The sequence below is a fragment of the Flavobacterium psychrophilum genome (assembly GCA_001708385.1).
Lineage (GTDB): Bacteria > Bacteroidota > Bacteroidia > Flavobacteriales > Flavobacteriaceae > Flavobacterium > Flavobacterium psychrophilum_A.
The window spans coordinates 3,929,198-3,943,502 of the sequence record CP012388.1 but is presented as its reverse complement, the minus strand read 5'-3'; the positions used below and the strand labels follow the sequence as shown (position 1 = coordinate 3,943,502).

The following is a 14,305-nucleotide window of genomic DNA, read 5'->3' as shown; positions in this document are numbered from 1 at the left end:
ATTTGTTTACAAAAGGCCTAACAAGATCCATAAGGAAACACCTAAAATAAACATATTTCCATAGCTCTTAAAGAAAAGCTTCTTCCGAAACAAAATAACAGCTTCAATACTGAGAATAACAGTTGAGGCACCTAAAATCATTAAGAGTCCGTAAGCTACAATATAGCCCGCTCCAAGACTATTGTCTAATAGTGATATGGTATACAAAAACAAATAGGCCACGAGTAAAATTGCCACCCTGATTAACAGATGCTTAAACCAGGATTCGTCCTTCGGATTGTCCTGACTTGTAGCAACATCCTTATCTATTATATTTATAAAGTCATTACTTTTATAAAGCGCGATAAAAAAAGGTAAAGTACCTAAAGAACATAATAGTCGTATCAGGAAAAGTATATCGCCCGTCGCAGTTATAAACCAGTCTGCCCCCTGGTAAAAGAAAGGATACCTGCTGGTAAAGAAAGATATCACACATTGAAGCACGGTACACACTATTGCAAGTCTTAATTTCTTTTTCATTTGTTGCTACTTTATTATACAATTAGTTAGACGGTAGTGCACCCTTGTTTATTTTTGGTAGTGAACCAATTGCCGATACTACTAATTTACAATATTATATAAACCTGCAGTGTACAATTATTATTTTTCTTACATAAATTATTGATAAACTTCAGAATATAGGTTTTTATTTAATTTGAAATACACATATCTATTTTTAAAATCTAATATGGTATTGAATCGTTTTAGAAATTTGTTACCAAGAAAACCGGCCATTTTATCTGATGCATCAATTCCTTCTGTAGAACTGGAAAGTAATACAGGAAGGTTATACAAAAATTTATTGCTAAAGTTCATGATCGAACACAAAACTACAGGCATTTCATAAACAGACCCATCAGATCCCTGAGCAGTTGCCGATCCTATATTTTTCATTTTTTCATTCAATTTGTGCCTTTTAGAAAATGGCGCAGCAATAGTCAGAATATCGTCTGCCCCGCTATCGATACCAAACAGGCCTTTATACTCTACACCATCTACAATCATTTTACTTTCTACGGCAGGATAATTATCTATAAGATGGAGTTTTGTTTTTTCATATCCGGAATATGTCATTTCCGGATCATTATCCTTATAAAACTTTAGTTCATTTTTATTATAGTCAAGCTCTACAATATACCCTTTCATCAAATCAGTTCCAATAATCCCATCAAAACTATCTGTTCCGAAAGATATTAATGTAAAACTGATTTTAGTTCTTTCAATATCTCCAAACCTAATGGTGTTATCAATAGCCACCTCTACTTCATTCGTACCATTAGAGCCCCTGTTTAATGATTTACCATCTATTTTAAGATTAAACATACGCTTAGAGTCTTTATTAATAACAGATCCGTCAGCACCGGTATCAAACAAGAATTTTAAACTGTCGGTACTATTAATTTTACAATACACATAAACTGTGTTATTCTCTAACACAAACGGAATTGTTGATACAGGTCTCGCCTGAGCAAAACCAAATAGGCTAAATAAAAGTAACATTGCAATAAAAAGACCTGTTTTCATACTTATAAATTTAATGTGTTTAAGCTGCAAATGTTGCAAGTAAAATTCATTTACCCGGTTAATACAGAGTTAATGATAGGTTAATCACTACATATAAACTTTACTACACGAAAAACGATATCTCCTGACTATTTAGAGTAGTATTAAGAAGTCCAACTAAGCGCATTTATTTAAAGCTATTTCCTGCTATCGGCTGTATCTGCCCTTTGGCCTTGCCGGGCAGGATGCCGCCTCTATCAGGGCTAGGCACAAACTGTAACACTTTCTTTAAACTTTTTTTCTGCCGTTTTAACTTTTACATTACTTATAAAAACAAACCCCGGGCAGCTTTCGCTGTCCGGGGTTCTTAGTTATTATGGTTTTCTATTTGTTTATCTCTTCAGTGAGAAATGCGATTTAAATTCTTTGGTTACCGTTGTGGTGCCATCAAACTCAGGGTAGGTAACGGTGAACCAGTAGTCCGTTGCCGGTACCGGGGTACCGTTTAGTGTTCCGTCCCATCCGCTGCTCTCAAGGTCCGGGCTTATCTGTTTGATAAGCTTGCCGTAGCGGTCAAAGATATAGATCACCGATCCTGTACCGCTTAAGCCTATGATGTTCCACGTGTCATGGAAACCATCACCGTTAGGGGTAAAGAAGTTAGGGTAGTCTACAATGCTTACTCCATTTAAGACCAGCTCCTGGCATGGAAAATCTGTTTTCTCATCCCATACCGTAACCGTGTGGTAGCCCGGGGATACATTGGTGAATACCGGAGATTCCTGCCTTGGGCCGTTATCCAGCTGGTAGGTGTACTCCCCGTTTCCTTCTATGGTTACCGTTATGGTCTGGTTATCGCTAAAGTAGTTGGTTACATAGTACCCCTGGCCTATTGCTGATGCCTGCCCTGATTCGATTACCGTAAAGCCTGCCGATTCATCCGACACACATTCCAGTGGCGCAGGGCCCGTTACTACTACGGTGTATACGCCGCCTGTTTTGGCGATGTAGCTTCCTGAGTCATCACTATCGGTTAGCAGTACCCCGTCTTTGTACCAAAGATAGGTGTGCCCGTTTGGTACTACACCACTGTTAAGTTCCAGCTCGCCTTCGCTTGCCCCCCATTCGATACATACTGTATCGCTGCCATCTGCTGTGGTGATAACAGGCTCTGCCCTGCGCTCTACCCTTAGGGTTACCGTAGTGGTGGCACTGCATGGAGTGTCCTGTACCGTATCGCTGTTGGTTACTACGATCCAGATCACCTGGCTCTCCGGAGTCTGGTTGGTATAGTTTTCAGGGTCTTGTATCGGTTGCGGTGCAGGTACTGTAGACGGGTCAATATCGTAATAGCTTACAAGGAACACAGCCGGGTCCTGAGCGCCAAGTACTTCAGGTGCAAGTAGGGTTAAATCCCATCCTGAGGCCCTGCCGTCATTCTGGTCGTCGGTATCACATACCGCCGCAGGGTCTGCCACAGGGTTGGCTACTGCCTGCTGCTCTACGATAAGCTCAAGCTCTTTTACGATCCTGCACCCTGTGTCGTTGTTCACTACTTCTATGTATACCGTTGCACTGCCTGTTACTACATACCCTGTTATTGGCGTGGCACGTGTGGTAAGGGCTGCATCGCTAAAGTAGCCTATAGTGTAAATGGTACCTGTATTGCCGCCAAGGGCTGTCTCTACATACTCCTTCAGGTTAAAGGCTGTAGGGGATGCAGGGGTGTCGTTACAGATACCATAGTCGGCAAGGTCGGCTATCGGTGGCAGTGGGTTCACTATTAGTTCAAGCTCCACTATCTGGAAGCACCTCAAATCAGATGGGTTATTAGTATTGGCCTCAACCCTTACCCATACACTGCCACTGGCACTGTTGTGGCTGGTTGGGTCAGGTATCGCATTGGTGCCTGCCTGGGCATCCTCTTCTGTGGTATAATAGCTGAACACATAGTTAGTACCGTTGTTGCGGATATCATCCTGTGCAAGGGTAAGGTCAAAGGGCTCACTGCCTACTACTGTAGTATCCTGGTCGCATACCTCAAGTGGGGCTGGGTTAAAGTTGGGTACAGGTAGCGGAAGCACCCTTATGGTCAGGGTGGTATAGCTAACACACCCCTGGGTGGTGGTTACCCTTACCCAGATCGTCCTTGGGTTTTGGGCTGCTCCATTGCTGTCTGTATTTACATAGGCATCCGGGGTGGCGATTGCCACGGCGGTGCTGTCTGTTTTTGGGTCGGTGGTAAAGTAGTCTACAACGTAGTCCATGCCTACCCCATCAGGGCCCAGTATCTCATCGTCTTTTTGTGTAAGGTTAAACTCCGCAATACCGTCATTTGGCAATGCCTCGTTACATACGGCAAGGGGTGTTGGGGTTACCAACTGGTGTGGCTTGTTGATATGGATGGTGAAGCTCGTAAGGCTATAGCAGCCTGCGGTATTCTCTACCCTTACCCAGATCACCTGCCCATCCCTGGCAATATGCCTTGCAGGGCTGGCAATACCGTTACTACCGGCATCGGAATCAGCCTGTGACAGGTAATAGGTGATGGTTACTTCCACAGGGGCTACTGCTTCTTTTATCTGTGTTTCATATACTGTAAGGTCTGTCCTTAGCGCCCCGTCCTGCCCATTGTTGTCGGTATCATCACAAAGGGTGATATCCTGTAGCTTTGGTGCCTGCGGTGCAGGGGTTACTATAAGGGTAACCGGGAATGGCGTGGTGTTAAAGCAGCCTGTGGTACCACTCACTGCCCTTACCCAAAGGGTTTGTGTGCCCGGGTGGTCATTCCTGTAGTCGGTCGTATTACCGATCGGGTTGGCCCCCGATAGTGCTTCTTCCGCCGTTAGGTGGAAGGTGATCACAAGGCTTGCATCACCATTGGCAAGGCCCTCTTTTAAGGCTTCAAGGTTAAACTCACCGATACCGTTGCCATCGGTATCACATACCGTTAGCTCATCCTGTGAGGGAAGGGTAAGTACCGGCTGCGGCTCTACCCTGATATCAAGGTAGCCAAGCCTGAAGCAGCCTGTAGTGGTTACCGTAAAGCGCACATAAAGGCTCTGTACCTGTGAAGTGTTCTCATACGCCTGTGCCTGGGCGTCGGTAAGGGCATTGGTGCCCCCTTGCGCATCGGCAAGGGTGGTATGGAAGGTTACCGCTACACCGTTTAGGTTTTCATCGGTGATGAATTTATCGATGGTAGTGGTAAGGTCAAAGGTCTCTTTGTTGGCCGGCAGTGTGGTATCACACAGCGAGTAGCTGTACTCATTGGTAATAAGCACCGGAAGGGCATTCACCACAAGGCGTACCGCTACGATATAGAAACAGCCTGTGGCTGTATTGGTTACTTTGGCATACACCGTAGCTGTTGCCGATGGGTAGTTGCCCGGTGTACCGATAAGGCTGGCAGGTGTAGCTGCAGCGTCGGTGTAATAGTCTACTGTGTACTGCGCAGGGTCTAAGCCTGCAAGTATCTCAGCACTCTGGCTGTTCAGGTTAAAATGGGCTATGCCATCAGTATCGCTGGTACCGTCATCACACAGCGCATAAGGCTGCGCCGGGCTGTGGGCATCAGGCCTTGGGTTTACAATCAGCACAAGGGTTACCGTATCATAGCAGTCCGTAAGGTCCGACTGTACCCTTAGGTACAGGGTCTGGGTACCTGCTACGATATTGTCATAGGCCTCGGGTGACGGTATTACATTTACATTTAGGTCAGCATCGCTCTGGGTCTCAAAGGCGCTTACCGTTACATCGGGGATAGCGGCCTCAATAGCCTGCATGGCTGGTGTAAGGTTAAACCTTGCAAAGCCGTCGTTGTTGTCATCACATTCTGCAATAGGTGCAGGGGTGGTGGCAATAGGGGCAGGGATTACGTTTAGTTCCACACGGGCTACCCTTACGCAGTTCGTGGTAGGGTTAATTACCCTGGCCCAGATATCGGCATCGCCCGAAAGGTAGTTTGGGCCCGGTTCAAAATCAGTACCCCCAGCCAGTGTCTGGGCCTGGGTCTGGTAGAAATACACTACATAGCTCGCGGAGCCTGCCGTTACCGCTGTTGCAATTTCATCAAGGTCAAAATCAGCCTCGCCAGGCAGTTCTTCACACTCGGTGGCAATAAAGTCTGCAGGGTTATCGCTTAATACCGGTAGCGGGTTTACCACAATGGTAAAGCTCGTGCTGTTACTGCAATTAAAAGTATTTTGTGTTGAGACAAATATGGTCTGCTGGCCGGTTACTGTATTGCGGAATGCTGCCGGGTCAGTAATAGTGGTTAGCGTACCATTATTATCATAGGCGTAGGTAAGGACAAGGCCTGTATCGTTGGTGATGGAACTATACCTGCTGGTAAGGTCGAAGACTTCAAAGCCATCCCCGGGGTTGTTGGTATCACAAAGGCTGTAGGGAGCTATATTGCTTTTTAAAACCGGAAGGGGGTTTACTTTTAGCTGAAGTTCGCCCGTTGATGTGCACTCGGGAGAGGCTATATTGGCTGCCTTAAAGTAAATCGTCTCGTTGTAAGGTGTGGTATTGGTATAATTACCCGGTGTGCCAATAGGTAAGTTACTGACCATATTGGCCTGTGACTTGTAAAAGGTGACATTAATTGCTGTGTTACCTCCTGTAATCTGTGGGATGGACTCGGTAAGGTCAAAAGGGGCTTTGCCCTGCCCCTGCTGCTCTTCGCAGCCTAAAAGCGCATCAGGGCCGGTAACAACCGGGACCGGGTTAACAATAAGGTTAAAAGATGTCGTAGCATAACAGCCGTTAGCACTGGTTACACGCGCATGTAGTGTTTGTGGGTTTACTGTATTGGTAAAAGGTGACACAAGGGCTTCTTCCCCTGCAATCGCATCGTCCTGGCTTAAATGGTAGCTTACCGTATAACCTGTGGCCTGTCCGCTGCCCAGTATCGCGGCGTTTTGGTTGCCCAGGGCAAATGTAGAAAAACCATCATTGGGAAGCACATCACAAACTCGCATATCCGATGGCGTGTTGGCTACAGGCCCGGGAAGGATGGTTAAGTTATTAGTTAAAGTAATGGTATAGCCTAAATCTGTAACGAAAGTAACTGAAACTTCATATGTGCCCGGAGAACTAAAAATATGTTCGGGCTCAATGTCTGTAGAACTGTTATTGTTTCCGGAATCAGGATCACCAAAATTCCAGCTTGCTGAAGCTATAACGGAACGCGTATTTATTTTAAACTGTGTAGGGACACCATCACATATATTTTCATAACCTATTTCATATTGGAAATAGTTTTGAATAAATGGAGGAAGCCCATACGAGGAAGTTTTTCCTCCTAAACTTACCGCATTTTGCTGAAAATTGCAAGCTAGTCCGGTCGCACTTGGATTTTGTATAACATGTACACTTTCGCCACCTGAAGCAACGGTATAAATTTTTCCATCTATCCCTAACTGTAACGCTGTATAATTAAATATTCCGGGGGTTATACAAATTTGTGATGACTGAATAGTCGATTGGCTTCCAGATGTTATATCATATTGATATATTGGAGAATTGAAATAACCCGTGGAAGTTGTATACAGCAATTTACTGTCCGGGGAAAATTCTACACCATAGGAGGCATAAGTATTTATATTAATCGGATTTGATACAGTTCCGGTAGCATTATCGAAATCAAAAAGTTGTGTAATAGCAGGTCCGATCAATTTTGCAATAGCAATTTTTTTTCCATCAGGAGATGATTTCATATAACCAATGGCGCCCAAACCTCCGCTGGAATAGTGTATAACACCAACATTAGACTCCTGTGGAATTGTACTTACACCAGATGCCGTCACAAGATAGGATAAAAAACCGTTCGTACCTAAGCGATGTGCAATGACCCAGATATCTTCTCCGTTGGAGTGATAGGTAGCTGTAAGTTTTTCAGCAGTTGGCGTTGCAAGGGGAATGTTTTTTTGACCAACTATTATTCCGCCCTGGCCATTGTCAAGTGTCATATCTACCTTAGAATAGGTAAGACCATTAATTCCTCCTTCACTGTCGATAGCAAATATATAATATCTATCAGGATTACCTGGAGCCGGAACTATAATTGCAGACTGGGTACTACTCTGGCTTCCGAACAGACCACTTCCGTTTAACATTAACTGGTGGTTGGAGTTATATACCTCTATTCCATTCGTGTAAAATAAAAGATTACCATCACTATCAGAAATAGTGGCACAACCTTCCAATTGAGACAATTGTCCATTTGTTAATGCTAACGGCGTTCCAAAATTAAAATCTAATCCTGCATTATTACCAAAATACCAGTTAGCGGCTTCTTTCTGAGCAAACGCAGGAAGGTAACACAGCAAGATGAGGTATACTATTTTCTTAAGCATAGCATTTATTTTTATTAGAAAAGAGATTTGATATAACCCTTCGGCATTACCGTATCCCAGCTACTGTCACCAATAATCTTTGGAACAGGTATATAGCACCAGCATTTTAACAAAAAACTATTATGGCTAAAATGAAGCCATTCGCCTATTTCAAAGTCAAAATAGCCTAATCCTACTGCAGTATATTTTTCATTGTACACTATAACAGTTGTGCTAAAAGTGGCATCGCTTTCATCAGGTACAGGCCTTTGCGACATTGGGTAGAAGATAACCTCATCCATAATTCTTTGATTAGATATGACAGGCTATCGTAATAGCCTGTCATGTAACTGTTTTTTTAGTAATCTACTCTTGTCGGTTCACATAAACCCAGCCCGTTTTGCTATTTCCATTTCTATATTCAATAATATAAAAGTAGGTGGCAGACGGTAATTCATTCCCATTAGAGGACTGTCCGAGCCATTCATTCATGTAGTTTTCTCTACTATATACCTCCTGTCCATAGCGATTATATATCATTAATAACTTTACATCAAAACCGGAAAGGTCAAAAGTATCGTTCATTCCATCGCCGTTAGGAGAAATACCACGTGGTATAGAGCAATCTCCCGATTCTATAAGTAATTTTCCCACCTGAACACAACCGCTAGCATCCTGAGCTCTTACGTATAAAGTACCCATATTGTCTTTAAGTACATAATTGTTTGTGTTTACAATAGAATTTACATTACCTAAAGCATCTTCTTCAGTAGTGTAAAAGCTAAAAACTGTACCAGATTCCGGTTCACCTGCAATGATAACAAGGTCGAAAGGTGAGCATCCTTCAAAAGTCGAAGTTTCCGGAAGTGACGGTTGCGGCAATACCAAAATATCGAACTGTACCAACACTGAACACCCTGTGGCCAAATTGGTTAGCCTGGAATAGATTGTTTGCCCTTGGGAAATAAATGTTGCTGGCTGCTGAACTTCATTTGTAACATCCTGATCTGTATAAAAAGTTACACTATATTCTCCCGGATTTAAGTGTCCAAGTATAGATGGAATTTGCTGTGTAAGATCAAAAATAGCGGCAGAGGAAGCATTTCCACACTCCTGAATAGTAGACGGGTTACCTGCTACAGGAACTGGATTTACGACAAGGATAAGTTCTATTACCGAATTGCATCCTGTAAGGGTATTTGTTACCATAGCAAAGATCGACTGCCCTGAAGTTACAAATTCACCAGGTATACTAACAACAGTGCCTGATTCCATATCTTCTATTGAAGCATAGTAAGTAACGGTATATTCGGGCGCACTTTGTCCACCGAGAATGGATTCATCCAGGTCAGATAAATTAAAAGTACCTTTACCTGAAGCATCAGCACATTGACTAAGATCGGTTAAAAGAGGCATCGTAGCAATGGGAGCCGGCAATATTTTAACTGTTTTTGTGGCGGTTTGCTGTGCATTGTTACTTGTAATTACAGCTGTTACCGTGTAAGTACCCGCACCGCTAAAAGTATGCGAAGGTTCCGGGTCAAGCGATGTATTATCTCCCCCACTATCAGGATCCCCAAAATTCCATGTTATACTGGTTATGCCAGGTATACGAATTGTGCTGAATGTAGTAGCTGTTCCTTCGCAATCCCCTTCATACAATATACCGGATGCAAAATAGTCCTGAATAAAACTAGGAAAACTATGAGCGCTTTTGCCACTACCCAAATCAATTGCATTTGGGGTAAAACCACTGCTTATACCTATGTTATTAGGAAAGTTGACAACATTTATAGTACTTAATGCCATTGGTGAACCAAACCCCCCATATGCCTCTTCTGAATATGCAATGTAGATCTTTCCATCCGGACCGACCTGCATATAATGATTAAATTGCAGAGGGTCTTCTGAACCGGACAATGGAATGCCTGAAGCCCTGATAGCGGCTTCATCTCCAGCATCAAGATTAAACTGCTTAAGGATGCCTGATGTTATACCCGTAGTATAAAGTAGTTTGCTGTTGGGAGAAAATTCAAGCCCTTGGGCACCGGCAAGTTCCCCCTCGTTTATAAATTCCTGCTGCCCTATCGTTACTAAAAGGCCTGTAACCTCGCCAGTACTTTTATTAAAATTAAAAACTTCAACATTTTTTCCTTCATCATACAACATTAATGATTTTACAACCTTGGTTCCATCGGGAGAAAATTTCATTTGTGCCATTGTATCCGGGTATCCATCATACGACACTCCAACTGAACTTATAACAGGAGTCATATTTACTCCCGTATCAGAAACGAGAAAAGCCCTAAACTCGTTATTACCAATTCCATGCGTCATAACCCATATCTGATGTTCATCAGAATGATAGGTAGCTGAAATTCTGGCGTAATAACTTCCCGCTAAAAAATTTGGTTCGTCAATACCCCCCAATATTACGTTTTTATTAACTGTAACTCCTCCCATGCCGTTATCCAGGGACATATCAACTTCAGAATATACAACTCTCCAGCTATAAAGAGGATTCGGTATAGGAAAAGGATAAGGAAGTGTATAGTAGCCAGGCTCTTTAATTGAGAAAATAAAATACCTGTCAGGATGTCCCGGAGCTGGTACAATTATATTATTTTGCTTACCCCATGGGCCACAAATTAAATCAGTACCATTAACCATGACCTGATGATTTTTATTCCAAACCGTATTACCATTAGTATAAAACAGCAAGTTTCCCTGGGCATCTGACATAACTGAAGAACCACCGTATGTTGTATAGCCACTATCGGGGTTGATAACTCCATTTGGATCAGTTTCATAGCCAACAAGGGCATCTACATTTCCATCGGCCAGTGGCAGCGGCGGTACCTCGCTAAAATTTAGGCCTGCATTCATACAAAAGTACCAATTGTAAGCCTGTTTTTCTGTCCACAGTCCATTTTGCCATTGAGCACTACAAGTGCAGCCAATTAATAACAGTACTACTGTAATACTGTGAAGTAATTTTTTTTTCATCTGTTTAGTTAGTTAATGGTTAGCAAAAGTTGTCGGTCAAATCTTTAACCCAATCGTTTTAAGATTTCACAACAAATATTGCTTTTAGTTGTCCATTTACAATAAAAAAGAATGGAAATAACTAGCCAAACAGTGGGAAATAAATAGCCGTCATATATCAATGAAAACACATATTCCTGAAAATCAACGAAGTGTAACCAGGTACTCATGAAAGGACATTTCCTTATCAAATTTCATCTTTTCCTTTATACGTCGGAGCCTTTTTACGGCAGCGTTATAGGTAATATTGTAGATGTTACCGATTTCTTTAACGTCAAGGTTCATATATATGTAACATAAAAAGCGAATGTCTGCAGAATTCAGATCCGGAAAGTTACTGGTAAGGGTTTTTATAAATTCAGGATTGACCTGCTCAAAATACGTTATAAAGTCATCCCATTCCTCGTCAGACTTCAAATAGCTTTTAAGAGTTTTTACATAATCCAATACTTGTTTATTCTTTATAACTTCCGGAATGTCGGAAAGCGAATTCATTACCTCCTCGATTAATTCATTACGCCCGGAAAGGTATAACGCTTTTGCGCTTAACTTCCTGTTTTTTTCGGCAACGTTATTTTTTAAACCTTCCAGCTCTAATGTAATAATTTGCTGTTGTTTTCCCGCAATAACTTTTTCCTGTTCCTGTCTTGCAATCTTATGATTTAACCCCCGATAAATTAAAAAACAGACGATTGCTACTATAAATAAAGAGCTAATAAATAGATATAGTAGTTTTTGCTGCTTTTCCGTTTTCACCTTAATCTCGTCCTGGTATTCCTGTACTTTAAGCTTTACTTTATTACTTTCAAAAAGTCCTCTGTTAATGGAAACCGACACCAAATCTTTCGTCATAATGACAGAATCTTTGTATTTCAATGCTTTATCAAATTCTTTCTTTTTAGCATATAGTAGCGAAAGATGATTATAAAGATTAAGCTTGTCGCTTTTATCTGTTGCTTTAGCTATTCCCTTATTCGCGTAGGCAATGGCCATATTGATATCATTTTTAGCGTCGTATATTTTTGAAAGGAGTTCTATTACACAAATACTACAGGAAAGATCAACCGGGTTGGTTAATTCAAGTTGTTTCATAATACGATACGATTCGGCAACCTTGCCTTGAATTAAAAGGCTTTCCGCATAATTTATATTCCAAAGCTGATCAAATTGTTTCGTCTTTTTTAATTTCTTTACTGAATTTAAATAAAACTGGGCTTTTTTATAATCGCCCAACTGATTATATACGTCAGAAATATTTACAGCAAGTAGTGTTTTCGAATAATTGGAATCAATTTTATTTGCGGTAGTTATAGCTTTTTCATATATATCGATGGCACTTTTAAAATCGTATTCTAAGGAATAAAGTATACCTATATTACACATGACATTGATCTGGTCTTCAATAAGATTATTGTCCTCTGCAATTTTCATGGCTTCGCTATATGTACTCAATGCTTCGCCATAATTTGATAGATAACCATAGCAAATGCCAATGGTATTCTTTACAGTAAAAAGCTTTTTAGGATCATTCTTATCAATAAGCACAACTGCTTTTGTAAGGAATTCGATTGTTTTAATATAGTTCCCTTTGTTATACTGTACTACACCAGCCCTAATAAGCTTTTCAGAATCGTCCATCTTTTTCTGAGCGCTTAAAGTGTAAACACTAAAAAGAAAAAAATAGAAAAAGAATCCCGGACAGATAAAATTTTTCAACCGCATCTTATGTTATTATTAGGTTAACTGTTACAAACATAGAAACAATGATCCATTTTTTATAAAAAAACGAGTAATTATTGCATTGTAACAAATTTGCTGGTATAAAGTAGACCCTATTATTATCTTTTGTTAATTTCATAACCGTATTTTTTACCTAAATTTCTATACAATTAGTCAATTATGATAAGTAACGAAAAACTCTTATTCTTTACCAATTTATTAAATGATGTACCTTTTGAAGATGTGAGTGATTTATTTTCTAAAGCATCGGAAAAAAATCTAAAAGCCGGAGAAGGATATATTCAAAGAAATCAAATAAACAAAAAACTTGCTTATATCAAAAAAGGTTTGATGCGAGTATATGCTATAAAAAAAAATGGTGAGGAGGCCACATTGTTACTTCGGTGGGAAGACCAATTTATAGGATCGCATGATTCCATAATTTTTGACAAACCATCAAATTTCATATATCAGGCACTGGAACAGACCCAAATTTTGGAAATTGACTATGCTTTGGTTGAAAAGATAATGTCTGAAAATCCAAAATATGAAAGCTTGCGCTACCAGATCATTCTATCTATGCTAGGGTCGTCATTGCAAATGATTGAAGACTTTGTGCTGTTAAATCCTGAAGAGCGCTATAAAAAATTAATTGCTGAAAAATTTGATATTGTAAACCGCGTACCCGATAAATATATTGCCTCGATGCTCGGCATTACTCCTGTATCTCTTAGTCGTATAAGGAAGCGAATAAGCACTCAGCGGTGAAATTATCTTTTGTTATCTTTTAAACATTACAGGTTCAATAATTTAGCCTAAAAATTAAAATTATGGACAATATTATCGAAAACCTACTGTATATAGTTGGGCTAACGTTAATTAGATATTTCGCAATAGCAGGTTTAGCTTTTGTATTTATATACTATGTTTTATCAAAAGCATTAGTAAATTCAAAGATACAAAGCAGAATGATTAAAAAGAAAGTTATCATCAGGGAAATACTTCACTCTAGTCAAAGCGCACTTATATTTTCAATAATTACCATTTTAATATTATATACGCCGCTAAAACAGTATACTCTAGTTTACGATGACATTAGTGAATATCCCATATGGTGGATTGTTATAAGTGTAGCGTTAAGCCTTGTTATTCATGATACATACTTTTACTGGATGCACAGGCTACTCCATCATAAAAAAATTTACAAACACACGCATGTAACACATCATAAATCTACAAATCCCTCTCCCTGGAGTTCTTACTCATTCCATATACTTGAGGCAATCCCTGAAGGCCTTATCTTACTTGTGTTGGTTTTTATACTTCCGTTGCATGTAATATCTATATCACTGTTTACCGTGGTTGGCTTGATGATAAATGTATATGGTCATTTAGGATACGAGATAGCGCCAAAATCATTTCGAAAAACTAAACTCTTTAATGTACTCAATACATCTGTCCACCACAATATGCATCATAGCCGGTTTACAGGAAATTATGGCCTCTACTTTAGATTTTGGGATAAAGTAATGAAGACAGAAATACCGGATTATGAAAATCAGTATGATTTAATTCAAAGCAAAAGGTTTAGCAAGGATTAACGAAATTTGTATGGTCTATAAATTTATTGCAACCGAAAAATTTAAAACGAAGGGATA

At 40.5% G+C, this 14,305-nt stretch carries 8 protein-coding genes; 2 read left to right on the top strand and 6 right to left on the bottom strand.

The genetic code is table 11. The features are described 5' to 3' along the window. Nucleotides 1-6: 6 nt before the first annotated feature. The 6 genes from ALW18_17420 to ALW18_17395 all read right to left on the bottom strand — a co-directional run bounded on the left by ALW18_17420 (nt 7) and on the right by ALW18_17395 (nt 12,566). The gene (locus ALW18_17420; protein ID AOE54131.1) at nt 7-519 is read right to left on the bottom strand and encodes a hypothetical protein; all 513 of its coding nucleotides are present in this window, start codon (nt 517-519) and stop codon (nt 7-9) included. A 138-nt stretch (nt 520-657) separates the two neighbouring features. Then, the gene (locus ALW18_17415) at nt 658-1,563 is read right to left on the bottom strand and encodes a hypothetical protein (GenBank protein AOE54130.1); all 906 of its coding nucleotides are present in this window, start codon (nt 1,561-1,563) and stop codon (nt 658-660) included. Nucleotides 1,564-1,934: 371 nt separating this feature from the next. Further along, nucleotides 1,935-7,904: a hypothetical protein gene (locus ALW18_17410; GenBank protein ID AOE54129.1), complete on the bottom strand. Its 5,970-nt coding sequence runs from the start codon at nt 7,902-7,904 to the stop codon at nt 1,935-1,937. 14 nt (nt 7,905-7,918) lie between these two features. After that, nucleotides 7,919-8,185: a hypothetical protein gene (locus ALW18_17405; GenBank protein ID AOE54128.1), complete on the bottom strand. Its 267-nt coding sequence runs from the start codon at nt 8,183-8,185 to the stop codon at nt 7,919-7,921. Nucleotides 8,186-8,249: 64 nt separating this feature from the next. Beyond that, entirely contained in the window at nt 8,250-10,889 is a 2,640-nt protein-coding gene (locus ALW18_17400; GenBank protein ID AOE54127.1) for a hypothetical protein, read from the bottom strand. Between the two features lie 183 nt (nt 10,890-11,072). Next, on the bottom strand, nt 11,073-12,566 hold the full coding sequence (locus ALW18_17395; protein ID AOE54126.1) for a hypothetical protein: 1,494 nt from the start codon (nt 12,564-12,566) through the stop codon (nt 11,073-11,075). Nucleotides 12,567-12,827: 261 nt separating this feature from the next. Here ALW18_17395 and ALW18_17390 point away from each other — a divergent pair, with 261 nt between their 5' ends. Beyond that, nucleotides 12,828-13,415 carry a hypothetical protein gene (locus tag ALW18_17390; GenBank protein AOE54125.1) on the top strand — a complete coding sequence of 196 codons (588 nt, stop codon included), beginning with the start codon at nt 12,828-12,830 and terminating at the stop codon, nt 13,413-13,415. A 62-nt stretch (nt 13,416-13,477) separates the two neighbouring features. Next, nucleotides 13,478-14,248, top strand: a complete 771-nt coding sequence (locus ALW18_17385; protein ID AOE54124.1) for a sterol desaturase — start codon at nt 13,478-13,480, stop codon at nt 14,246-14,248. The last annotated feature ends 57 nt before the right edge of the window (nt 14,249-14,305 follow it).